At 32.2% G+C, this 23,341-nt stretch carries 21 protein-coding genes and 1 tRNA gene; 9 read left to right on the forward strand and 13 right to left on the reverse strand.

Annotation, left to right across the window (positions count from 1 at the left end; translation table 11 throughout):
* Positions 1-42 precede the first annotated feature (42 nt).
* On the reverse strand, positions 43-1,230 hold the full coding sequence (locus tag ABD939_RS08295; RefSeq protein ID WP_345166897.1) for a phosphoglycerate kinase: 1,188 nt from the start codon (positions 1,228-1,230) through the stop codon (positions 43-45).
* 246 nt (positions 1,231-1,476) lie between these two features.
* On the opposite strand from ABD939_RS08295, the gene ABD939_RS08300 reads away from it, so the two are divergent.
* Positions 1,477-2,670 (forward strand): serine hydrolase domain-containing protein, encoded by a 1,194-nt coding sequence (locus tag ABD939_RS08300; RefSeq protein WP_345166900.1) that lies wholly within the window; start codon positions 1,477-1,479, stop codon positions 2,668-2,670.
* Positions 2,671-2,857: 187 nt separating this feature from the next.
* On the forward strand, positions 2,858-4,012 hold the full coding sequence (locus ABD939_RS08305; protein WP_345166903.1) for a DNA polymerase III subunit: 1,155 nt from the start codon (positions 2,858-2,860) through the stop codon (positions 4,010-4,012).
* A 66-nt stretch (positions 4,013-4,078) separates the two neighbouring features.
* On the opposite strand, the gene ABD939_RS08310 is transcribed toward ABD939_RS08305, so the two are convergent.
* From ABD939_RS08310 to ABD939_RS08330, 5 genes are all read right to left on the reverse strand, one after another.
* On the reverse strand, positions 4,079-4,600 hold the full coding sequence (locus ABD939_RS08310; protein WP_345166906.1) for an OmpH/Skp family outer membrane protein: 522 nt from the start codon (positions 4,598-4,600) through the stop codon (positions 4,079-4,081).
* 241 nt (positions 4,601-4,841) lie between these two features.
* Positions 4,842-5,693: a class I SAM-dependent methyltransferase gene (locus ABD939_RS08315; protein ID WP_345166909.1), complete on the reverse strand. Its 852-nt coding sequence runs from the start codon at positions 5,691-5,693 to the stop codon at positions 4,842-4,844.
* An 88-nt stretch (positions 5,694-5,781) separates the two neighbouring features.
* Positions 5,782-7,653, reverse strand: coding sequence for a tRNA uridine-5-carboxymethylaminomethyl(34) synthesis enzyme MnmG (gene mnmG / locus ABD939_RS08320; protein ID WP_345166912.1), 1,872 nt, complete (start codon positions 7,651-7,653; stop codon positions 5,782-5,784).
* A 79-nt stretch (positions 7,654-7,732) separates the two neighbouring features.
* Complete coding sequence (gene ybeY, locus ABD939_RS08325; RefSeq protein ID WP_345166915.1) at positions 7,733-8,143, reverse strand: rRNA maturation RNase YbeY; 411 nt, start codon at positions 8,141-8,143, stop codon at positions 7,733-7,735.
* Positions 8,136-11,576 (reverse strand): hypothetical protein, encoded by a 3,441-nt coding sequence (locus ABD939_RS08330; protein WP_345166918.1) that lies wholly within the window; start codon positions 11,574-11,576, stop codon positions 8,136-8,138. The genes ybeY and ABD939_RS08330 overlap by 8 nt, the downstream gene beginning before the upstream one ends.
* Positions 11,577-11,689: 113 nt before the next feature.
* Here ABD939_RS08330 and gltX point away from each other — a divergent pair, with 113 nt between their 5' ends.
* Both gltX and ABD939_RS08340 read left to right on the forward strand, forming a co-directional pair.
* Entirely contained in the window at positions 11,690-13,201 is a 1,512-nt protein-coding gene (gene gltX / locus ABD939_RS08335) for a glutamate--tRNA ligase (RefSeq protein WP_345166921.1), read from the forward strand.
* A 27-nt stretch (positions 13,202-13,228) separates the two neighbouring features.
* On the forward strand, positions 13,229-13,645 hold the full coding sequence (locus ABD939_RS08340; protein ID WP_345166924.1) for a hypothetical protein: 417 nt from the start codon (positions 13,229-13,231) through the stop codon (positions 13,643-13,645).
* Between the two features lie 7 nt (positions 13,646-13,652).
* On the opposite strand, the gene ABD939_RS08345 is transcribed toward ABD939_RS08340, so the two are convergent.
* Positions 13,653-14,336, reverse strand: a complete 684-nt coding sequence (locus tag ABD939_RS08345; RefSeq protein WP_345166927.1) for a hypothetical protein — start codon at positions 14,334-14,336, stop codon at positions 13,653-13,655.
* Between the two features lie 77 nt (positions 14,337-14,413).
* Here ABD939_RS08345 and ABD939_RS08350 point away from each other — a divergent pair, with 77 nt between their 5' ends.
* Positions 14,414-15,340, forward strand: coding sequence for an SPFH domain-containing protein (locus ABD939_RS08350; RefSeq protein ID WP_345166930.1), 927 nt, complete (start codon positions 14,414-14,416; stop codon positions 15,338-15,340).
* Positions 15,333-16,445, forward strand: a complete 1,113-nt coding sequence (locus tag ABD939_RS08355; RefSeq protein ID WP_345166932.1) for a serine hydrolase domain-containing protein — start codon at positions 15,333-15,335, stop codon at positions 16,443-16,445. Before ABD939_RS08350 ends, ABD939_RS08355 begins: the two co-directional genes overlap by 8 nt.
* On the opposite strand, the gene ABD939_RS08360 is transcribed toward ABD939_RS08355, so the two are convergent.
* The 4 genes from ABD939_RS08360 to ABD939_RS08375 all read right to left on the reverse strand — a co-directional run bounded on the left by ABD939_RS08360 (position 16,432) and on the right by ABD939_RS08375 (position 20,794).
* Positions 16,432-16,926 (reverse strand): hypothetical protein, encoded by a 495-nt coding sequence (locus ABD939_RS08360; protein WP_345166935.1) that lies wholly within the window; start codon positions 16,924-16,926, stop codon positions 16,432-16,434. The two genes, ABD939_RS08355 and ABD939_RS08360, sit on opposite strands and share 14 nt — an antisense overlap.
* 68 nt (positions 16,927-16,994) lie before the next feature.
* Positions 16,995-18,149, reverse strand: a complete 1,155-nt coding sequence (locus ABD939_RS08365) for a GNAT family N-acetyltransferase (protein WP_345166938.1) — start codon at positions 18,147-18,149, stop codon at positions 16,995-16,997.
* Between the two features lie 66 nt (positions 18,150-18,215).
* A complete protein-coding gene (locus ABD939_RS08370) occupies positions 18,216-18,701 on the reverse strand; it encodes a DUF1761 domain-containing protein (RefSeq protein WP_345166940.1) in 486 nt (161 codons plus the stop codon).
* A 95-nt stretch (positions 18,702-18,796) separates the two neighbouring features.
* Entirely contained in the window at positions 18,797-20,794 is a 1,998-nt protein-coding gene (locus tag ABD939_RS08375) for a glutamine--tRNA ligase/YqeY domain fusion protein (protein ID WP_345166943.1), read from the reverse strand.
* 142 nt (positions 20,795-20,936) lie between these two features.
* Between ABD939_RS08375 and ABD939_RS08380 the strand changes: the two genes are divergently transcribed.
* From ABD939_RS08380 to ABD939_RS08390, 3 genes are all read left to right on the forward strand, one after another.
* On the forward strand, positions 20,937-21,146 hold the full coding sequence (locus ABD939_RS08380) for a zinc ribbon domain-containing protein (protein ID WP_345166946.1): 210 nt from the start codon (positions 20,937-20,939) through the stop codon (positions 21,144-21,146).
* Positions 21,146-21,508, forward strand: coding sequence for a dihydroneopterin aldolase (gene folB, locus ABD939_RS08385; protein ID WP_345166949.1), 363 nt, complete (start codon positions 21,146-21,148; stop codon positions 21,506-21,508). Before ABD939_RS08380 ends, folB begins: the two co-directional genes overlap by 1 nt.
* A 113-nt stretch (positions 21,509-21,621) precedes the next feature.
* Positions 21,622-21,692, forward strand: a tRNA-Cys gene (locus tag ABD939_RS08390).
* A gap of 124 nt (positions 21,693-21,816) precedes the next feature.
* On the opposite strand, the gene ABD939_RS08395 is transcribed toward ABD939_RS08390, so the two are convergent.
* Positions 21,817-22,497, reverse strand: coding sequence for a LysE family translocator (locus tag ABD939_RS08395; protein ID WP_345166952.1), 681 nt, complete (start codon positions 22,495-22,497; stop codon positions 21,817-21,819).
* 113 nt (positions 22,498-22,610) lie between these two features.
* On the reverse strand, positions 22,611-23,288 hold the full coding sequence (locus tag ABD939_RS08400) for a head GIN domain-containing protein (RefSeq protein WP_345166955.1): 678 nt from the start codon (positions 23,286-23,288) through the stop codon (positions 22,611-22,613).
* Between the last annotated feature and the right edge of the window lie 53 nt (positions 23,289-23,341).

A 23,341-nucleotide genomic window follows, 5' to 3' on the forward strand; every position in this document is an offset into this window, starting at 1 on the left:
TAAAATCGTATTTTTTAAGGTAATTAGAAAACTAATTCTAAATTATTCTAAAATAGCAGCAATTCCAGGAAGTGTTTTACCTTCTAAACTTTCTAACATAGCTCCACCTCCAGTACTTACATAGCTCACTTTGTTTTCAAAACCAAATTGTTTAACAGCTGCAACAGAATCGCCTCCTCCAACTAAAGAAAACGCACCGTTTTTAGTAGCTTCAGCAATGGAGTTTCCTAATTCTATAGTGCCTTTTGCAAAACTTTCCATTTCAAAAACACCTAATGGCCCGTTCCAAAGAATGGTTTTAGAATCCATTACAACTTTATGAAACTGCTCTCTAGATTTTGGTCCAGCATCAACACCTTCCCATCCATCAGGGATTTCGTTAATATCTAAAACTTGAGTGTTGGCATCGTTACTAAAATCGTCAGCAGCAATAGTATCTACAGGAATATGTACTTGTACATTTTTAGCTTTTGCTTGTTCTAAAATTTCAAGAGCTAAAGGCATTTTATCATCTTCGCAAATTGAGTTTCCTATTTTACCACCTTGTGCTTTTACAAACGTAAATGCCATACCACCGCCAATTATTAAGTGGTCTACTTTATCAAGAATATTTTCTATAATGGTAATTTTTGAAGATACTTTAGCACCTCCTAAAATAGCCAAAACAGGTTTTTCACCAGTTTCCATTACTTTATTGATGCTTTCAATTTCTTGAGCTAATAAGTTACCGAAGCATTTTTTACCCTCAAAAAATTGAGCTACAATGGTTGTTGATGCGTGCGCTCTATGCGCCGTACCAAAGGCATCGTTTACGTAAATATCTCCTAATTTTGATAGTTTTTCTGCAAAGTCTTTATCGCCAGCAGTTTCTTCTTTATAGAAACGTAAGTTTTCTAATAGTAAAATTTCTCCTGACTCTAAACTTGCAGCAGCCGCCTCAACATCATCACCAATACAATCTGCAACAGTTTTTACTTCAACACCTAAAATATCTTCAACTTTACTAGCAATATGTTTTAATGAAAACTCATCTTGAAACCCTTTAGGACGACCCAAATGCGACATTAAAATACAGCTTCCACCATCTTCTAAAATTTTAATAATTGTTGGTTTAGCAGAAACAATTCTAGTGGCATCTGTAACTTCAAAATTATCATTTAAGGGCACATTAAAATCTACTCGAATTAGGGCTTTTTTATTTTCGAAATTAAAATCGTTTAGCGTCTTCATTTATCTTTAATTTTATCGTTTTAACTGTTTGTTTAACAAATGTAACTAATTATACAGCGATAAAAAATGTGTTTTTTTACGAAAACGATTTAGCTGAAAAAAAATTTAAGAATTACCATTTTTTATTGAGTTTTATAAGGGCGTTTATGAATTTAAAAGAATGATATTTAGCGTCTTGACTTTGTCAGAAAAAAATGATAACTTCGAGACAAAGGCAAACATCAAACTAACATGAACCATTTAATTATGAAAAATTTACTGTTTACACTAATTATTATTTCAATATTAACTGGTTGTAAAACTGAAAAACAAGAAAGAGAAAAAGCAATTAATCCATTGCCTCTTAATACTTATTTTCAAAATAGCGAGCTTCCTGCTGCCATTATGGGATACAGTAACAAAGATGGGCAAATAAAATGGTATACATATGGACCATCTGTTTGGGATGGAAAAGACACAATAAATGAAAACAATATTTTCCGAATTTATTCAATGACCAAAGCCATAACTTCAGTTGCAGCCATGCAACTCGTGGAACAAGGAAAAATTGGACTAGATGACCCTTTAGACGACTTAATGCCAGAAATGACATCTATTCCAATACTAACTAAAGAAGGAGAATTAGTTAAAGGTAGTAAATCAATAACATTAAGACACTTACTGACCCATACTGCAGGTTTTGGCTATGATTTCACGTCATCAAGACTTCAAAGCTTTCAACCAGATAATTGGGAATATGAAGATAAACCTAGACTTTTTGAAGCTGGTACCAATTGGCGCTATGGAACCAACGCGGATTGGGTTGGTAAAATCGTAGAAAAAATAAGTGGTGAAAATCTAGAACAGTATTTTAGAAATTATATCACAGGTCCACTTCAAATGGATGCCACATGGTTTAACGTACCGGATAATTTGAAAGATAGAATTGTATCATATGGAGTTAGAGATTCAACTGGTTTTAATGAATACCCTCGAATTCCCAAAAAACCAGTGACATCATATAATGCAGGGGGTGGTTTATTTGGGTCGCCAAAAGATTATATGACATTTCTACAATGTATGTTAAATTATGGTAAATATGAAGGAGGGCAATTATTAAAAAGAGAAACTTTTGAACTTATGTTAAAAGATAATTTGCCGAAAGAAGTAAGTCTAAACTATGAACAATTTAATAACGACGTAATGAGTTATACAGGAGGATTTGGCGATGTATCTGACAGGTGGGGTTTGGCATGGGCAATTGAAGCAAATAAAAGCGAATTGTTTAGACCCATTGGTTCAGTTTATTGGGCAGGTGCTGCGAATTCTTATTATACCTTGGATATTGAGAATAAAATTGCCATAGTGTATTTTACACAATACTTTCCATTCAATGACAAAGAAAGTTTTGATTTCTACAGATTATTTGAACAAGAAGTTTTCCAAAGCTTTAATAATTAAAAACGCCTTAAACAAACTAGCCCGCGTTAGGGATTGCAGCGGTATCCTTTTTTACTTTTTCTGTAAAAAAGATATAGCGCAAAGCCCGACCCTTGGGTAACGCCCTAATTAAAAAATGAGAAAATTATCTTGGTTTCTTATGTGAAAGCAAAATTTTGTTTCAAAAAATTCATTTACTTTTGTCTTTATGCTTTTTGAAGACATTTTAGGTCAAGAACACATAAAAAAATACCTTACGCAAAGTGTTGATAACGGACGGATTCCGCATGCTCAATTATTTGTAGGCAACGAAGGGTCTGGAACGCTACCAATGGCTTTAGCTTATGCACAATATGTATTATGCTCTAATTCTAATGGTGAAAACCAAAGCGGAAATGAAGCTTGTAACCTAAAGTTTAAAAACTTTTCGCACCCAGATTTGCATTTTGCTTTTCCGGTAACTACTAGCGATAAAGTTAAGAGCAAACCCGTATCTAGTTTTTATCTTGAAGAATGGCGACAACTTTTAAACGAACAGCCTTATGGCAATTTATTTGACTGGTACAAATTACTTGGAGTAGACAATAAGCAGGGGCAAATAGGAGTTGATGAAGCACACGAGATTGTAAAATCGCTCACCCTAAAATCTTATGAAGGCGGGTACAAAGTAATGCTAATTTGGATGGCTGAAAAAATGAATACCGCCTGTGCAAATAAGCTTTTAAAGCTTGTTGAAGAGCCGCCAAACAAAACGATTTTTTTATTAATTGCGGAAGATGAAGAGCAAATTATAAACACGATTCGTTCCCGTTGCCAAATTTTACATTTTCCGCCTTTGGCTGAAGATGTTATAAAATCTGCCTTAGTAAAGCAGTATAATATTGATGTAGGTGTGGCTACTAAAATAGCACATCAATCTAACGGGAATTATAATAAAGCTTGCGATTTAGTGTATCAAGATTCTGAAGATATTCAGTTTGAAACTTGGTTTATTTTCTGGATTAGAAGTGCTTTTAAAGCTAAAGGAAACAAGGCTGCTATTCATGATTTAATTTCTTGGAGTGAAGATATTGCCAAAACTGGCCGCGAAACACAAAAACAGTTTCTTAGTTTTTGTCTAGATTTTTTCCGTCAGGCTTTGTTACTGAATTATAATGCAACCGATTTAGTGTTTTTTGAACCTAAAACGGATAAATTTAAATTAGAGAATTTTGCACCTTTTGTGCATGGTAATAATATTATGGATATTAGTAACGAACTACAAGATGCTATTTACCATATTGAGCGTAACGGGAATTCTAAAATTATACTTACAGATTTATCGATTAAATTAACGCGGTTGCTTCATAAAAAATCAATGTAAAAGAAAAAAGTGCTATTAATTTTCATTAAAAGCACTTTAGTTATTTGATATTCAGATTATTAACCCTTACTTCTTTTCGTATTCAGCATTTAGTGCATCCAAAATAGTTTGTGTTAAATCGTTCTCCTCAGCACCAAATAGAACAGTGGCTTGAGCATCGCTAGTTCCTAAAATATAAGTATAACCGTTTGTTTTACCATATTCATTTTCAAACTTTTTAACCTTGTTGATAATAGAATCTAATTCTGATTGAAATGCTTGTTGAAATGCTTGAGCTTCGACTTGCTTTTGCTGATCTTGAATTTGCTTTTTCTGCCCTAACTCCTGGTATTTTTGTTGCGCTTTATTTTGAGACATTCTTTGAGCTTCCGATTGAAATTTTTGAACCTCCATCTGAAACGCTTGGTCTATACTATCAAATTTGTTTCTGTAAGCTTCTTCTTTAATTTGAAACTTAGCTTCTAAATCTTTCTTTTCTTGATAATCGTTAATTATAGTTCCATTATCTACAAAACCTATTTTGTTTGGTTTTTCACAAGAAGCGAAAATTAACATGGCAAATACTGCGTAAATTATTTTTTTCATCATTTTATGTTTTTTGATTGAAGTCGTTTTTAATCCGAACAAAAATAACAAAGTAAGTTAAAAATGAAAGCGGAATTAGTTCGAATTTAACTTATAAGAAAAACTTATTAATTCGATTGTTTAAAATAATAAATCTCTATGAAAAATAAAGCGGTATAAAGCGATTTAAGACGTTTTTAAAAAACACTCATGCATTTAGGCGTTTAGCCAATTAAGATTAAAAACACCATTGCAAGAATTGATTTTAACTATTTTTAATGATGTAAATTAAAGAAGAGGCCTCTTTTGTACTAATAGCTTTTACATTTGAAAGCAGACCAACCAAAAATCCTTTAAGCGGATTCATTTTATCTGTTTTATATTTTTCAGAAAGCATACTTACGTAAAATGAATCAAACCACATGGGTTTAACTTTTTCAACTTTAAAAGAATGTTTTGAAACTAATTTTGAAATAGACGTTTGGTTAAAGTGCCAAAGATGTCTTGGCACATCATAAGCCGCCCAAAACTGTTTATAATATTGTGCATCATAGCTTTTATAATTAGGTACAGCAATTATTAAAGTGCCACTTGGTTTTAAAAGTTTTTTAAAGATGGCTATATGGTCTTCTAAATTTGGTAAGTGTTCGAGCACATGCCAAAGTGTAATGACATCAAAGATTTGTGCATCGAATTTTAAAAGTTGTTCTATTTCAAAAACAGAATTTTTTGTTTTTTTATTGGCTATGTCTCTTGCCTGTTCGTTAGGTTCTATTCCAGAAATATTCCAATTATTTTGAAAAGCTTTTTGCAAAAAATCACCTGTTCCGCAACCCACATCTAGTAGTTTTTTATCCTTTGAAGAAAATGAGTTTATTAAACTTAATTTCTTTTTTAAAGACAAGCTTCTAACTAAATGATATACTTTTTCAAATAGATTTCTTTTAGAATCTGTATGAGAAATGTAATCTTCACTTTCGTAATATTCGGGTAATTTATCTGAAGATGGCTGAGGTGTTGTTTCTAAAAAACCATATTCTGAATTCTGAATTAACTCAAATTGTTCTCCTGAAACAGAGTGGTCTTTTACAGATAAAAAAGAGCTTTTATTTTTCATTTAAATAGATACTGAATAAGGTTCAGAATGATAAAAAAAGGACATTAAATTATATGTTCCACGTGGAACGTTTTAAATATTCATTCAACTATCGCCCCATATAAACTAACAAAACAGAAATATCATTTGGAGAAACACCACTTATTCTTGATGCTTGAGACACACTTGTAGGCTGAATTTTTTTCAACTTTTCTCGTGCTTCAAAACTCATAGATTTTATTTGTGAGTAATCAAAATTCTCTGGAATTTTAACGTATTCTAATCGCGTTAACTTATCTGCGTTGTTTTTTTCCTTCGCAATATAACCCGCATACTTAACCTGTATTTCTGTTTGCTCTATAACTTCCCTATCCAAATTATTACCTTGAATATACTGTTCGACACTTTCTACTTTTCTAACATCTTCCATCTCAATATTTGGTCTAGAAAAAACTTTAAAAAGCTTCCCAGATTGTTTTACTGGTGATGATTTTTTAGATTCTAATATTGGATTTATTTCTTCGGGTTTTACACTTTGAGTTTCAAAAAAATTGACAAACCTTTCAGCAGCTTCATGTTTTTCTTCCATACGTTTTAATCGCTTTTCTGAAGCCAAACCTAATTCAAAACCTTTTGGTGTTAACCTTAAATCTGCGTTATCTTGACGTAGTAAAGTTCTATATTCAGCTCTAGAGGTAAACATTCTATAGGGCTCTTCTGTGCCTTTTGTAATTAAGTCATCAACCAAAACACCTATATAAGCTTCGTCTCTTTTTAAAGTAAAAGGATCCTTTTCTTGAACTTTCAAACTCGCATTTATTCCTGCCATTAAACCTTGAGAAGCGGCTTCTTCATAACCAGTAGTTCCATTAATCTGACCTGCAAAATATAAACCTTCAACAAGCTTAGTTTCTAAAGTATGTTTTAGTTGTGTTGGCGGAAAATAATCATATTCAATAGCGTAGCCTGGTCTGAAGAATTTCACATTTTCGAAACCAACTACAGATCGTAATGCTTTAAATTGAACATCTTCTGGCAATGATGTAGAAAACCCATTTACATAAACCTCACAGGTATTCCAACCTTCAGGTTCTATAAATAATTGATGTCTGTCTTTGTCCGCAAAACGATTAATCTTGTCCTCAATAGATGGGCAATATCTTGGACCTAAGCTTTTAATTCTACCATTAAACATTGGGGATCTATCAAAACCCTCTCTTAGTAAATCATGAACTTCGGTGCTTGTGTAAGTCATATGACAAGATCGCTGATTTTCTAGTGACTTTGTAATATCCAAATACGAGAACTTTTCAGGATTTTCATCTCCAGGTTGCTCTATCATTTTAGAATAATCTAAACTCCTTCCATCAACTCTTGGTGGTGTTCCTGTTTTCATTCTACCAGAAACAAAACCTAAATTAACAAGCTGTTCTGTAATACCAGTTGCCGCTCTTTCGCCTGCCCTTCCGCCTCCAAAATTCTTATCACCAATATGAATTAATCCATTTAAAAAAGTACCGTTTGTTAAAACAACAGACTTTGCTCTTATCTCAATTCCTAAAGATGTTTTAACACCAACAACTTTATGATTTTCTACTATTAAACCAGAAACCATTTCTTGATAAAAATCAAGATTAGGCGTGCCTTCTAAAAGCAACCTCCAATCTTCAGCAAAACGCATTCTATCACTTTGCACCCTCGGACTCCACATAGCAGGTCCTTTAGATTTATTAAGCATTTTAAATTGAATAGCCGATGTATCCGAAACAATACCACTATACCCTCCAAGCGCATCAATCTCACGCACAATTTGTCCTTTAGCAATTCCTCCCATAGCAGGGTTACAAGACATTTGCGCAATGTTCTGCAAATTCATGGTAACAAGCAACGTTTTGCTTCCCATATTGGCGGCGGCGGCAGCGGCTTCACTACCAGCGTGACCTGCTCCAACTACTATAACGTCATAAAGTTCGTTAAACATAATCTTTCATTATAAAACATGTTCCACGTGGAACATATCAGTAATTTGAGTTTGCAAATATACGTTGAAATCTTTAATTCTATTCTAGCACAGACAAGTAGTAATTCTCTTTATCTCTCATAACCTTAGCGTCATTATCCGTCTTATCTTTAAAACCACAATAATGTAAAACTCCATGAATGATAACTCTATGAAGCTCTTCAATAAACGAAACACCAAAATCTTTAGCGTTGTCTTTAACTCGTTCGACAGAAATAAAAATATCGCCTTGTATAATTTTTCCCACTGAATAATCGAAGCTAATTATATCTGTTAACGTATCATGATTTAGGAATTCAACATTCAATTTATGTAGATATTCGTCATCGCAAAACACATAATTTATCTCTTCCAATTTATGAGCTTCGGACGAGATAGTATCAATTATCCATTTTGTAATTTGTTCTTCAGAATCTAATTTAAAATCGGTTTCGTAATTGAAATTAATCATTAGCTTTTTTAAAATACTCTTGTACCTTCTTTTTATAAACTTGCTGCAAAGGTAAAGCTTGGCGATTTAATATTTCTGTAGTTTGAAAATATTGTTTTGCAGTTGGTATTTGATTATTGGAATCATTATCAAACCTGTTTTTATTAGTTTCAGATTCTCGTTTATTATCCTCACCTTGTTGGAATGTTGCATTATCAAGTTTCAATAATTGATGTTTTAATTGCATCATTTTTTGAAGTGTTTGATTTGTAAACCCTTTGTTTAATAAATCCAATTCAATGTCTTCCATTTTTCGAACTAGCGCATCACCATTTCCACCTTTGCCTTTTCCTTGTTTATCAAGCTGTTCTTGAAGCGCTTGTCTTAATTGTTGTTGTTGTTGATAAATTTCGTAGAGTAATCCGTTTTGGTCTTCGTCTCTACCCTCTCCTTCTCCTCCTTGTTGTTGACCATCTTTACCTTTTTGCTCTCCTTTTCCCTCACCATTCTTTCCAGACTTTCCTTCTTTCCCTTCCTCACCTTCTTTTTCATCTTCACCTGGTTTCTTCCCTTCTCCTTCTTTCGGCTCGCCTTGTTCGCCTTTTTTCATACCTTCTTCCATCATCTTATTGAGCTCTTCTTGACTCATAATAATGTCTGGTAATTGCATATCTCCTTTACCTTGACCCATCGACATGCTCATATTCTCTTCCATGTTATCCAAAATATCACTCAAGAAGTTAGCCAAGTTATTTGCTGCTGTAATTGTAAATTGTTGATTTGAAACACCCTGATACAATTGCGCTTCAGAAAATTGGTTTAAAGCCTTTTCTATGTTATAATATACATCTGTAATTTCCTTATTAACTTGCTCAGATAGTTTTGGCTGTCTTAAAGATAATGCAAACAAACTATCATCAATATGCTCAAAATGTTCTTTTAAGTTACTTTGCTTTCTTAAATAAGTTGCATACTTATTATGGTTAACATCAATAGATTTAAACTGATTCATTAACGCTTCCTGATCAAATGAAAATAGGACTAAATTATCTAATATTTGCCGAAGCATTTCAACATCCTCCTCCATTTGGTCTCCACCAGATGCACTCATAGCACTTTGCATTTTCTGGCTCATTTGCATCATTTTTTTTGCTGCTTTCTTTTGGCTATTCTTAGCTTTTTGTAAGCTATTATTCTCCTTAGGTTTGTTGGGTTGTTCTCCTTCTTTACTAATAGCATTCTCTTCCTTTTGCTTTTCTAACTCTTCTGATGCATTTTTCTGTTCTTGCTCAACGTCTCTTTCATCAATCTTATCTCTGGGTATATCAATCGGCTTTTTTAATTTTTTACTGTCTTTTTCTAATGCTTCTATGTCTTTTTTGAAATCTTCAAACTGTTTATTGAGTTTTTCTTGTTCTTCTTTTGTGTTCTTTTCTTCTGGCTGATTAGATAATTTTTCTTGATCTTCCGCCAACTTCATTAAATCTTCTTTAAGTTTCTCTAGTTTCTTTTCAACATAAAAACGTTTTGTTAGCTCAACCAACTGCTCTAAGCTTCGTTTTTTGTTTTTATTTTGTTTGGCTAATTTTTCTAGTTTTTGAGTGAGCTCTTCCTTGTTAATTTTCTCTTGAAGTTTTTCTAACTCTTCAAGAAGCTTTTCATCTTGCTTTAGCTTTTCCTCATTTTCTTCCAATCGCTCTTTTAAATCTTCTTTAAAAGTGTCTTTTTCAAGATTCTCTTTTTGAAATTCTTCTAGGTTATCCTTTAACTTTTTGTTAAAGTTTTTCATCATTTCGTCCTGTTGTTTCTGACGTTTAAAAAAGGATTCCAACTTTTTCTTGTCGTTAAAATTTAATGTTGTTTTTTCCTTTTGTGTTTTGGTTAGCTCTTCTAATTTTTTGTCTTGCTCATTAAATTTTTCTAAAGATTTATTTAAATCTTTGATGGTTTCACTCTGCTCTTTTAACTGCTTCTGTGTTTCTTCTTCTTTGGTTCGCTTTCTGTACGTAAAGACTTTACTTTTTACACGTTTGTAATTGTTAACTCTATCATTATCAAATACTTGAAAGTATAGTTCGTAAGGAATACCTGTTTCAATTGTTAAGTTATTTGGAAACGCACTAATAAAATCTGAGATGTTAGAATTAGAAAAAGGGATGTCTACAATTCTTTTATCTTCCTCATTTTCAGATGGATAATAAACTAATTGTAATTTACTAAACCCATAATCATCACTTATTTGACCATAAAAATACAACGTCTGTAAATCCAAGCTATCTACTTCAGTTTTTAAGTTAAGCTCTGGGTATTCGTCTATAATAACATCAATGCTAAAGGCTAAATTCTCATAGTTCTTCAAGTCTTTATTGCTCGTGCTAAGTATGTAATCATAATTAGAATAAACGTGTTTAGAAGCTTCAAAAACACCAACCTTGTCTGTACTAAAGCCAAGAGTGTCTTTGGCAAATAAAAACACCTCTTCTGTGGCTTTCGTTTTAAGCTGCCATTTTATTTGCGTGCCCTCTGGTACAATTGCATTTCCTGTACTTTTTAAAGTTTCGTCTCTCTTCTTTGTGTAATTTGGATAGTCCAAAACCATTTGAAAACTCAACAAAGAAGGCACCTCAACAATATTAATGTTGTAAGGCTTAGAAGTTACTTCATTAGCTGTTAATTTAAATGTAACGTCTGTTTTCAGCTGCGTAAACACGTATTCAAATTCACCAACGCCTTTTTGTTGTAAAAAATATGTTTCGTTATTATAGGTTATTTGTGCGCTTTCTGGTGTAACATCTCCAGCAGTTTTAACAATGAGCTTGAAGTCTTTATTTTCAATGGCATTTAAATCTTCATTAATTACAAAAAACTGAAAAGGTTCAGGTGGATCGTAAGCTGTTTTATAATTTACAACACGGTTATAGCTATCGCTAAACCAATTAAAATCTCCTGCAAAAAAAGTTAAAAGTAAAATGGCTACAGGAATAGCAGCATACTTTAAATACGCTATATTCTTCTTAAAATTAACCGCCAATTTAAATGGAACTGGTTTAAGTTCAAACGACTTTTGTTCGATGCTAGCTATTAGTAATTCAGATTTTGCATCATTATCATTTAGCTGCAATACGTTTAACAACTTATCATTAACCTCAGGAAAGTGAGTACCAATAATTTTTGATGCTACTTCATAATTAATGCCTTTCTGAAACTTCAATAACTTAGCTAAAGGAATAAAAATAAACTTGATTAGTAAACCTAATTCAACAGCTATAAATAGCCAAAACAAAATAGTTCTAGACGTTGTATTTAACCATAAAACATATTCGATAAAAAGTGTAAACAAAAAATAAAGCAACCCTATAGCAAAAAACAAGATAGTGCCTTTAAGCAATTCATTCGTGTAATAACGCCTAATAAATGCCTCTAATTTATTTTGTATGTCTTTAAAATTATTCATGATTTGGGAAAAATGACTTAGCCACTTACAATTAACTCACTAAACTACAATTTTATTTTTTACAAGGTTCTTAATTAGCTGTTAATTGTATCTTTGCCACAAATTTACAAAACATGACCAAAAACGTTCGTGTGCGTTTTGCACCTAGCCCAACAGGACCATTACATATAGGAGGTGTTCGTACCGCATTATTCAACTATTTATTTGCTAAAAAACATAATGGGACTTTTGTTTTAAGAATAGAAGATACCGACCAAAATCGTTATGTAGAAGGTGCAGAACAATATATTATTGATGCTTTAAATTGGTGTGGAATGCCTTTTGACGAAGGACCAAATAAAAACGAAAAATTTGGACCCTACAGACAAAGCGAACGTAAGCATTTATACAAACAATATGCTGATGGTTTAATTGCTTCTGGCAATGCATATTATGCTTTTGATACCAGTGAGAATCTAGATTTTCACAGAAAAGACCACGAAGCTAAAGGCAAAACCTTTATTTATAATTGGCATAATCGCTTAAAATTAAGCAACTCTTTATCGCTGAGTGCAGAAGAAACTCAAACCAAACTAGATGCTGGAGATGATTTTGTGATTCGTTTTAAATCGCCACAAGATGAAACCCTACATTTAAAAGATATAATTCGTGGCGATATTAAAATTGACACTAATATTCTTGATGATAAAGTATTGTTTAAAAGTGATGGTATGCCAACATACCATCTTGCAAATATTGTAGACGACCATTTAATGGAAATAACGCACGTAATTCGAGGTGAAGAATGGCTACCTTCTTTAGCATTGCATTACCAACTTTACAAAGCTTTTGGTTGGGAAGCTCCCGAATTTGCACATTTACCACTCATTTTAAAACCAACAGGAAAAGGGAAATTAAGCAAGCGTGACGGCGATAAATTAGGTTTTCCCGTATTCCCTTTAAAATGGACAGATCCAAAAACAAAAGATGTTTCTAGAGGCTATAAAGAAGACGGATATTTTGCCGATGCTATGGTTAATTTCTTAGCCTTTTTAGGTTGGAACCCAGGAACAGAACAAGAAATTTTTTCACTTGAGGAGTTAATTAAAGCTTTCGATTTAAACAAAGTAAACAAATCAGGAGCCCGTTTTGACCCCGATAAAACGAAATGGTTTAACCACCATTACATGCAAGAACAGAACAATGATGCCCTGGCTGAAGCTTTTAAAAACAGCCATCAAAAATTAGCAGATATAGATGTTAATTACATAGCTATGGTTGTAGATTTAATTAAAGAACGTGCTACTTTTGTGTCCGATTTTTGGGATTTGAGTCATTTCTTCTTTACCGCCCCTACCTCTTATGACGAAAAAGCATCTAAAAAAGCCTTTAAAGAAGGCACGAAAGATATTTTAGAACAAATCGCTTCAATAGCGAAAAATATTGAAGATTTTACAGTAGAAAACCTTCAAACGGAAATAAAAGGTTGGATAACTTCAAACGAGATAGGTTTTGGTAAAGTGATGATGCCTTTACGTTTAGCGCTTGTTGGGGCTTTACAGGGTCCTGATGTGTTTGATATTATGTATATGATTGGGAAAGAAGAGACGGTTAAGCGTGTTCAAAAAGCGACTGAGGCACTATAAATTTTATTAAACTATGAAAGCAAGTATTTGAAATATAAATATTCAATTTATCACCCCAATAAACCTGAAGTAGAGACTTCTAATGAAACAGTTAGCAAAACAGAAGTAATAGATTTAGTTGAAAATTATCCTTGGATTGAAAAATTAAACTTGCTAAATTCTTTAAAAGAAGGAGAAGTCTACTACAGCCCGTCAATTAATTTTCATAATATTTCTAATAAACATAGTTTAGAATTAACAGCTAACTATAAAAATGGAAAATTAGAGTTTTCACTATGGTACAATAGAAAAGTCAATGCTCGAATACTACTAGGGCTTTTTGGCGAAAAAGAAAAAATAAAAGTTATTGACAAATGGGGGTTTAAAAAAGAAGATGCTTTAGAATATTTACAAGTATTTTTAAATGAAGATTATGTAAAAATGGAACAGCTTATGACTGATTAAATTCGATCTAAAAAGAAACAACTGCACCTAAAACTAACATTGTTTGGTTTCCTTTAAAACGAGAATCTCCCCCAGTAGCATCTATGCCTTCATTTTCAAGCTTCTTTAAAATATTGGTGAAGCCATAAATGTATTGCGCCTTAAGTTTAAAATTTCTTACGCCTAAAGAAGCGCCAATAGCACCATTTAAATTAAACTGAGAGATGTTCGTTATATCTTCGGCAGACAAATTTGTGTAGTTATTAATAAAATATTCGTCTTGTGAGCTATCCTTAAATTCAAGTTTGCCATTGTACTGTAACATGGGTCCAATATCTATTGTAAAATAACTTGGCGCTACTTTTATATGCATTAACATAGCTACTTGAGCAGCAAACATTTTATATTCAATAAACTCTTCTTGGGTACTAATTAATGTTGGTCTTCCTAAAATTTCAATATTACTTTCAGAAAGTTGCATACCAAAACTAACATCGTACCATCGTACAGGAATTTCAACTATAGCACTTAAACCGCCAATGAATCCATTAGATGATTTGGTTGTAAAATTATCGGTTACAATATCAAATTGTGTAACACCTCCTGTTACACCTATAGTATTGGTAATTCTGTAATTTCCTTTTTGCGAAAAACTTTTTGTAACAAAAGTAAGTGATATTGCTACTAATAAGATAAGTTGTACTTTTTTCATTGTATCTTTAGGGTTAACGTGGCAAATATAACTTAATTTAATAATTCTCTATTTTTTAACCATTATTACTACATATTATGAACTTTTATCTCATCCCATTTATTGTTCTTGGACTAATTATTTTAATCTCCTCGTTCTTTATTGTAAAACAACAAACCGCTGCTATTATTGAGCGTTTTGGTAGGTTTCAAAGTATTCGTCAATCTGGTTTACAGCTTAAAATTCCACTAGTAGATAAAGTTGCTGGTAGATTAAGTTTAAAAATTCAGCAACTTGATGTTATTGTAGAAACCAAAACATTAGATGATGTTTTTGTCCGCTTAAAAGTATCTGTTCAATATCGTGTTCTTCGCGAAAAGGTATATGATGCTTTTTATAAATTAGATTACCCACACGAACAAATTACAAGTTATGTATTTGATGTAGTGCGCGCCGAAGTGCCTAAAATGAAATTAGACGATGTTTTTGTAAAAAAGGATGATATTGCATTGGCTGTAAAAGCAGAGCTAAATGATGCTATGACAGAATACGGATTTGATATTATAAAAACACTAGTAACAGACATAGACCCAGATGCGCAGGTAAAAGAAGCCATGAATAGAATTAATGCATCAGAGCGTGAAAAAACCGCAGCACAATACGAAGGTGATGCTGCACGTATTTTAATTGTTGAAAAAGCAAAGGCTGAAGCAGAAAGCAAGCGTTTACAAGGTCAGGGTATAGCAGATCAGCGTCGCGAAATTGCTCGTGGTTTAGAAGAGTCTGTTGAAGTGCTTAATAAAGTTGGCATCAACAGTCAAGAAGCTTCAGCTTTAATAGTAGTTACTCAGCATTACGATACCCTTCAGGCTATTGGGCAAGAAACAAATAGCAACTTAATTCTATTGCCCAATTCTCCACAAGCAGGCAGCAATATGCTTAATGATATGGTGGCTAGTTTTACGGCTAGTAATCAAATTGGTGAGGCTATGAAGAATACAAGTAAGAAGAATAAAAATGAATAAAATAACAGCAAGTGTTTTAATGCTGCTACTCTTTTGTAGTAGCATTTCTTTTTCTCAGAAAACAACGATTAGCTTGCTTTCGTCTGAAATAAAAGAAGAAAACATTCTTAAAATACTTGAGACAAACACACTTAGCTTTCCAAATAATACACAAATTTCCATAGCAATTGTTAATGGCGATAACACAAATTATATTGGATTAATTAAAGAAAATGATACGCTTAAAGTAATTAATAACAAGAGAAATATTTTTGAAATTGGTTCAATATCGAAAACGTTTACAAGTGTTTTACTCTCCAATTTTATTAACCAAAAAGAGCTCACTTTAAACGAAACTCTTGAAAATCAATTTGATTTTGAGTTAAAATCTGGGAAAAACATTCAACTTGTTCAATTAGCAAACCATACATCTGGCTTACCAAGAATACCGAGTAATATGATGCTTCTTATGAGCTTGAATCAAAACAACCCTTTTAAAAATTACACTCCAAAATTATTAGAAACATACTTGAAAGATGAATTGTTTTTACTAAACCCAACAGGCGAAAAAAGTTCTTATTCCAATTTAGGAGCCGGTTTACTAGGTTACATATTAACCAAAAAATCTCAGACCTCTTATGAAGGTTTATTACAAAAATATATATTCAAGCCTTTAGGAATGAGAAGTAGCGCCTCTTTACTTGAAAATGTAAATAAAGATTTATTGGTTAAAGGAAGAGATGATAAAGGAAACGTAGTTCTAAGCTGGGAGTTTACTGATGCCATGGTTGGTGCGGGTGGAATAAAATCATCAGTATTTGATATGGAAAAGTATTTAAGAAAAAATTTAACTGATGACCCTGTTTATAGTTTAACACACAAAACTACATTCACAATTAGTGAAACCTCCGAAATTGCTTTGGGTTGGCATATTTCTAAAAATAAAAAGACTAATATAATTTGGCATAATGGTGCAACTGGCGGTTACAGATCTTGCATGACCTTTAACAAATCGTCAAAAAAAGGTGTTATTGTTTTATCAAATGTTTCGGGATTAAGCACAGAATCCTATAAAATTGACAGTTTATGTTTTCAACTAATAAAAACATTAACTAAGCCTTTTTAAACTTAGGCTTTTTTTCAACTTTTGTCTCTTTTTCATTTGTAATATTTCCCGGAAAAGAAAGCGAAGTGCTAGTAAAAGTAGTACCAAAATTAATATTAGCGTAGTATACTTGACTCACAGCATCTTTTACTTGGTCTTCTGAAAGTTCTTTTAAAGGGTGAATAAAAACTGCCCATAAAATACCATCTGAAACTGCATATTTTACATCCAAAGCTGTATGGAAATTTGCGACCAAACAAGCTTTAATCAACTCCTCGCTTAAACTATTTGAATCAGCGATAGGTGAAATAATACGCATCCGGTTGTGGTTTGTATCTGTAATACTAATAAAAGGTGTTTGTTTTATGTAAAATTCCCAACCTCCAGCTTGTCCCTGAATAGAATCACTTACAGATTTATATATAGTTTCAAGTTTTTCATTGTTCATGGTTTGTGAGAAACCAAAAAATGGAATAAACAAAAGAATAGCTAGCTTTTTCATAATAGAGGATTTATTATCTATCAGTCGGAAAACAAATTGTTTCCAAACACTAAAAAAGCAATCAGTTTTTAAAAAGGGTGCCTTTCCTCCCATTTTTGAATAGGATTCATGTACTTCACAATACAGCGTAATACCGTATTTGCAACAAAACTATTCGTGTGGTTTAAATATACATGCATCGTTTGAGGCTTGGCTCCTATTGAGCTTTTTATTTCCATGGCTGTACGCGCATAAACAATTGTTTTAAATCCGTTATTTATGCCAAACGCTGCCATATTAAAAAGCATATTTAAATACATTTGGTGTTGGTGCTGTAATTCTTTATTGTAACCTAGAAAATAAGTTTCTAGAGTTTTATTATTTAGAATAAGCGTATAAAAGCCTACTAAACTCTCATTTAAAAAAACACCAAACACTTTAAAATTCTCTTTTAAATGAGATTTTAATTGATAGAAATGATCTTTTTTAAGCTTAAACGAATTAACGCTTGCGTTATCTGAAACCGTTTCATATAGCTTGAATATAGTATCAGAATTCTGCTTTAGGTAATCAGTATCTAGTTCCCTATAATTTAAATTAGCTGCTTTTTTTCGTGCTGTTCTATATCGTCGTCTATATTTCTTATTGAAATCTAATACATAATCATTTTCTGATTTCCATCTATCTGCGACCTCAAACACCATATTGGGTTGCAACTGAATTTTGAATAAATTATTAGCTTTAAAAAAGGAGGTGTTTTCGTGTATTGTATCATTTTCAAAATAATCTTTGAAAACAACTATACGCACTTTCTTGTTAAATTTGGTTTTAATTTCTAATATCAAATCGTCAATTGCATTTTCTAATTGACTTAAATAATCGTTTTGTGCTATAGCCTCGTTTTTAAAGTAAACCCCGTGTTGTCCTGTATGCATTAAATTCCCAACAACTAAGGCGTTACCTTTAACAATTTTAGAAACTACTTGTTTAGCAAATTGCTTTAAGGTGTTGGCTCCATTATTTCTGAAAATATCTTCTGCATACATTTTAACTCGTTGAATAATAGCTATACCAACTAGATTTTCATCTTTAAAAACACTTAAATAATATGATGAAATATTTGATGGAAAAGACGCTTCTAAACCTTTTAAAAAATCCAGTTTTAAGAAAACATCTTGTATAGGAAGCTCGTCCCATGCTTTTGGAATCTCACTCGTGTTTCTGTATATTTTATAATGTATCAAATACGAAAAGAAAAAGACCGAAAATTATAATTCTCAGTCTTTTTGTGTGTTAAAAGTTTACAAATTTTATACCCAACCGCAAATAATAGTTCCCATAACACCAAGGGTTACAATCCAGTACCCTGCATTAATAAATATATATTTAGCGCTTTTACGTTCAAATAATGCATTAGTTCCTATAATTGGAAGTGCAATAAAAACTCCAGCTAAAACACCATGTAAAGCTCCATGCTTATATGATCTAAAAGCATCTCCATAATCTGCCATAAAAGCATCATAAGATGGAAGGGCTACACTTGGGTCGCCACCAATTAAGCTTAAAGCTCCTGTTTGATGAATTGTTAATTGCATCATAGTCATAGCTAAAAGAAAAGCAAAAATAAATGCCATAATGAAAATCTTAGCCATGTTTCCGCTTTTAATTTTTTCTTCTGTCATGCCAGCTTCTTTCATCCAAGCATTTCCAAAAACCTTAGGGTTATACCAAATAAAACCGACAACTAATGCCGAAACTGCTGCTACAAGAATTGCAGGAAAATTTAAAAAATCCATAATAATATTAGTTTTAGTTTGTAGTTAAATGTAATCAAAATAATATTATTCTTTGTGTTTCTAGATATACTGACGCTTTTTAAAGCCTCAAAAAACTATAAAATATTATTAGCCTCAGCTACTAATAAGTTGTTTTTATCTGCTTTTGCTTTTTCAATAAAATCATTGATTGTATCGTTTTTTTCTAGACCTTTTTCCAATAAAACGCTAAGAGTTATCATAGTAATAATACGTGTTCCAGATTTTTTTAATGAAGTATTAAATAACGGCTCAAGTTCTTCATAAGTCACATTTTTTGCTAATTCCTGAATCTCTGCTTTTGCTTTTGTTTGCTTATCTTCTGGCATTCTATCGTACTTTTTTCCATACGATTTTATTTGATCTATTGCAGAACGAGTATTTTGTTGCTGTTGTTTTTGCTGATTATTATTTAGGTCATTTTTTGGTTTTACTTTAGCCCAAGTATCTCGCAAACCAACTGTTTTGTTAAATACTAAATGATCTGATGTAGAATCATCATCAACATTGAAATACCCTAAACGCTGAAACTGAAACCTGTCTCCTATTTTAGCTTCTTTTAAGCTAGGCTCAACAAAAGCTTCAATAGTTTTTAATGAATTTGGATTTATAAATTCCATAAAATCTTTATCTGGATGACTATCTGGAGCTTCATCAACAAACAACCTGTCGTACTCTCTAACTTCAGCTTTTACCGCATGCCCAATGGACACCCAATGTAATGTGCCTTTTATTCTACGCTCTGTGTCTTCAGAATATGTACAATGTATTTCAGTAATATTACCTTCCGTATCTTTTAAAACGCTTTCTGCTTTAATTATGTAGGCGTTTTTTAACCTTACTTCCCCTCCTAACTTTAGCCTGAAAAACTTATTGCTAGCTTCTTCTTTAAAATCTTCCTTCTCTATATATAACTCTCTTGAGAAAGGTACTTTTCTGAAGCCTGCACTTTCATCTTCTTGATTATTTTCAGCATCCATCCATTCAACTTTATCTTCGGGATAGTTAGTAATTATCAACTTTACAGGGTTTAAAACCGCCATAACGCGTGGTGCTGTTTTGTTTAAATCTTCACGAATACAAAACTCTAAAAGTGATACATCAATAATATTTTCACGCTTAGCCACACCAACTGTTTCTACAAACTTTCTAATGGCAGCAGGGGTATAGCCTCTTCTGCGTAATCCAGAAATTGTTGGCATTCTTGGGTCGTCCCAACCTTTTACAATCCCATCTTCTACTAGTTTGAGTAGCTTACGTTTACTCATTATGGTATAACTTAGATTTAAACGAGCAAATTCACGCTGTTTAGGTCTTAGCTTATTGGGGTCAACTATCTGGTCTAAAAACCAATTGTAAAGCTCTCTGTGAGGTTTGAATTCAAGAGAACACAAAGAGTGAGACACTTGCTCTATATAATCACTTTCACCATGTGTCCAATCGTACATGGGATAAATACACCAATCGTTTGCAGTTCTGTGATGATGCTTTTTTAAAACACGATACATAATAGGATCTCTCATTAACATGTTAACATGTTGCATATCTATTTTTGCACGCAAAATATGTTCGCCTTCATCAAATTCGCCTGATTTCATTCGTTCAAATAAATCCAGGTTTTCTTCAACTGTTCTATTTCTAAAAGGACCATCAACACCAGGTTGTGTGGGAGTGCCTTTTTGTTCTGCCATGGCTTCGCTAGATTGTGAATCTACATAAGCTTTCCCTTCTTTTATTAAGTAGACAGCCCAGTCGTAAAGTTGTTGAAAGTAATCAGAGGAAAAAAGTTCTTTATCCCATTTATAACCCAACCAAGCCACATCTTCTTTTATAGCATCAACATACTCTTGCTCTTCTTTTGCTGGGTTTGTATCATCAAATCGGAGGTTAACAGGCGCATTATAATACTCGCCTAACCCAAAACTAATACCAATAGCTTTGGTGTGACCAATGTGTAAATATCCATTAGGTTCTGGCGGAAAACGAAAACGAAGGTTGTTTTTAGACATTCCGTTTGCTAGGTCTTCTTCTATAATTTGCTCAATAAAATTGAGTGATTTTCTTTCTTCAGACATTTTCTGATATATTTCAACTAAATAAGAGTCAAAATTACGGAAATTCAAGTTATTTTTGACTTTATTAGTGCGTTAAGCGTAACAAACTTTTATTTCATAATACTTATATAATAAATCTAACAGATTAAAAAGTATTAAAACTATGGAAAATCTTAATTACACTTGTCCTAAATGCAAAAACCACACATATAAAATTGGGCAAATGAGAGCTACTGGTGGTACATTATCTAAAATATTTGATGTTCAAAATCAAAAATTCACCTCAGTAACTTGCGAGCGTTGCTCTTACACCGAATTTTATAAAACCAAAACAAGTGGTTTAAGTAATGTTTTTGATTTTTTTACAAATTAATGGGAATAATAAAAGTTGAAAATATTAGGGTTTATGCCTACCATGGCTGTTTAAAAGAAGAAACTAAAATTGGTAGCGATTATAGTGTTGATATTGAAGTAAAAGCCAATTTAAAAACCTCATCTGGTTCAGATAAATTAAGCGATACCGTTGATTACGTTTTTCTAAACAAAGTAATTAAAGAAGAAATGGCTGTGGCTTCTCGTTTACTAGAAACCGTTGCAAAAAGAATATTAAATCGCGTTTTTAGTGAAGATAATATGGTTGAAAAAGCTACTGTTTGGGTTAGCAAATTAAACCCTCCAATTGGTGGCGACGTTGATCGAGTTACAATAAAAATGACCGAAAAGCGTAAAAAGTAAGTTTATGTAAAGAAAAGTCTCAATTTTTTTTACATTTGCAGCAGATTTTCAATGCAAGTTAAGGTACAATTTTAAAAGGTTTCTAATTAGCCTTGAATTTCTATAATATTTAAGGCGTCATGGCCGAGTGGCTAGGCAGAGGTCTGCAAAACCTTCTACAGCGGTTCGAATCCGCTTGACGCCTCAAAAAAAAAGAGATACTTTAAAAAGTATCTCTTTTTTTTATTTATTGTTATCGTAAAAATTTAGTTGTGATTTGGTTTGGTAGTCTTGCCTTATAAAAATACTCCAAACACCTTGAAGTTTTACTATTTTAAAGGGCTAATTTTTTCTAACCTATCTTTAATGAGTTCCTTTTCTTTTGGGAAAAACCCTTGAACTAAAAGCAACACACCAAAGCCTAAAATAACTAAGGCTATTATTTTCTTTGTTTTAAAAATAAGCCGTGGAGTTAATTTATTTTTTAGCTTTTTAGCTATGGCTATTTTAATTAAATCGACCAAAAAATAGACAATTAATATTGTAGAAAGAAAAACAACAACACCATCTTCAGATTCTGTTAAAGAGTTTGCTAGTACTATAAAAGCAACCCAACCAAGCAAGACTCCTATATTTATGAAATTCAATAAAAACCCTTTTAAAAATAGTTTTCCGTAGCCTTTTTTAATTTCAATTTTATGATATTCTCTTACAATCTCTCTAAAAGATTTTGAGGTTTTTACAAATGAAATAATGCCATATGTAACTAATAAAACACCTCCAAAAATTAAAAAATTAGGATCATCCTTAATTTTCTCTAACAACTTGTTTGTACTGAAAAAAGCTACCAAAATAAAGAAGATATCGGCTAGCATAACGCCACTATCAAAAATTAAAGCGCTTTTAACGCCTTTAGTAGCACTTGTTTCTAACAGCACAAAAAATACTGGACCAATAGTGAAGGCTAGTATAATACCAAAAGGAATGGCTGTTAAAATATCATCAAACATAAAAATAAGAAGCTTTACACAAAGAAAAGAAATATTTTGTTGGTATTAAACCCCTTAAAAAAAGAAAACCCGCGATTGTAGTCACGAGTTTTTTTAAATACTTTATAATAATTTTAATCTTCCATACGCTTTACTCTACCTCCTAAAACTTTACTTTCGTTTACAGTTTCTGGATTACCATAAATAAACACATCACCACCTGCTCTAATTTTAATATCTACTAAGCTAGAAGCCCTTACATAAGCCTCACCAGCTGCTTTAACTGCTACTTCTGTTTTTTCTGTTTTTAGAGATTCGCCTTTGTAAATCCCGCCTGTTAACAAAGATATGTTTTGACTTTTAGAAGTTCCTGAGGTTTTAACAGAACCACCCGTTACCGCTTTAACATTTGTGTATGTAACATTAAGTGGAACATCAATAATTCCGCCTTCTTGTGCTTTTAAATCGATTTCAAATTGTTTGATTATATCTTCCGAGTGTACTTTAGCCCCTTCGTTAACATCAATAACATCAACAGACTTATAATGAAGCTTAATTTTAATATTATTTCCGTCAAAGATTTCCTCTAAACTCATCTTTATTTTTAGAGTTCCATTTTTGTTATTTACAATAACATCATTTGCGTTTATTCCTGTTATGGTAACCTTATTTTTATCGGATTTTACAAGTTCTACATTTATTAAATCGTAAACTTTTAAAGTAGTAAACTCACCTATTTCTTTTTCTATTGTGTTTTGTGCAAATAGAGTTGTTGTGATAAAAAGTGCAAATATTTTCGCTAGTGTTTTCATAAATAATTTGTGTTTTTTGATTTGATATTAATTGATATAACGCAAAACTATCA

Source organism: Algibacter aquimarinus (assembly GCF_039543265.1).
Taxonomy (GTDB): Bacteria; Bacteroidota; Bacteroidia; order Flavobacteriales; family Flavobacteriaceae; genus Algibacter_B; species Algibacter_B aquimarinus.

Bases quoted from the DNA above. Each gene is read 5' to 3' on its own strand.
- ABD939_RS08295 (WP_345166897.1), bottom strand. From the start codon at position 1,230: ATGAAGACGCTAAACGATTTTAATTTCGAAAATAAAAAAGCCCTAATT.
- ABD939_RS08300 (WP_345166900.1), top strand. From the start codon at position 1,477: ATGAAAAATTTACTGTTTACACTAATTATTATTTCAATATTAACTGGT.
- ABD939_RS08305 (WP_345166903.1), top strand. From the start codon at position 2,858: ATGCTTTTTGAAGACATTTTAGGTCAAGAACACATAAAAAAATACCTT.
- ABD939_RS08310 (WP_345166906.1), bottom strand. From the start codon at position 4,600: ATGATGAAAAAAATAATTTACGCAGTATTTGCCATGTTAATTTTCGCT.
- ABD939_RS08315 (WP_345166909.1), bottom strand. From the start codon at position 5,693: ATGAAAAATAAAAGCTCTTTTTTATCTGTAAAAGACCACTCTGTTTCA.
- mnmG (WP_345166912.1), bottom strand. From the start codon at position 7,653: ATGTTTAACGAACTTTATGACGTTATAGTAGTTGGAGCAGGTCACGCT.
- ybeY (WP_345166915.1), bottom strand. From the start codon at position 8,143: ATGATTAATTTCAATTACGAAACCGATTTTAAATTAGATTCTGAAGAA.
- ABD939_RS08330 (WP_345166918.1), bottom strand. From the start codon at position 11,576: ATGAATAATTTTAAAGACATACAAAATAAATTAGAGGCATTTATTAGG.
- gltX (WP_345166921.1), top strand. From the start codon at position 11,690: ATGACCAAAAACGTTCGTGTGCGTTTTGCACCTAGCCCAACAGGACCA.
- ABD939_RS08345 (WP_345166927.1), bottom strand. From the start codon at position 14,336: ATGAAAAAAGTACAACTTATCTTATTAGTAGCAATATCACTTACTTTT.
- ABD939_RS08350 (WP_345166930.1), top strand. From the start codon at position 14,414: ATGAACTTTTATCTCATCCCATTTATTGTTCTTGGACTAATTATTTTA.
- ABD939_RS08355 (WP_345166932.1), top strand. From the start codon at position 15,333: ATGAATAAAATAACAGCAAGTGTTTTAATGCTGCTACTCTTTTGTAGT.
- ABD939_RS08360 (WP_345166935.1), bottom strand. From the start codon at position 16,926: ATGAAAAAGCTAGCTATTCTTTTGTTTATTCCATTTTTTGGTTTCTCA.
- ABD939_RS08370 (WP_345166940.1), bottom strand. From the start codon at position 18,701: ATGGATTTTTTAAATTTTCCTGCAATTCTTGTAGCAGCAGTTTCGGCA.
- ABD939_RS08375 (WP_345166943.1), bottom strand. From the start codon at position 20,794: ATGTCTGAAGAAAGAAAATCACTCAATTTTATTGAGCAAATTATAGAA.
- ABD939_RS08380 (WP_345166946.1), top strand. From the start codon at position 20,937: ATGGAAAATCTTAATTACACTTGTCCTAAATGCAAAAACCACACATAT.
- folB (WP_345166949.1), top strand. From the start codon at position 21,146: ATGGGAATAATAAAAGTTGAAAATATTAGGGTTTATGCCTACCATGGC.
- ABD939_RS08395 (WP_345166952.1), bottom strand. From the start codon at position 22,497: ATGTTTGATGATATTTTAACAGCCATTCCTTTTGGTATTATACTAGCC.
- ABD939_RS08400 (WP_345166955.1), bottom strand. From the start codon at position 23,288: ATGAAAACACTAGCGAAAATATTTGCACTTTTTATCACAACAACTCTA.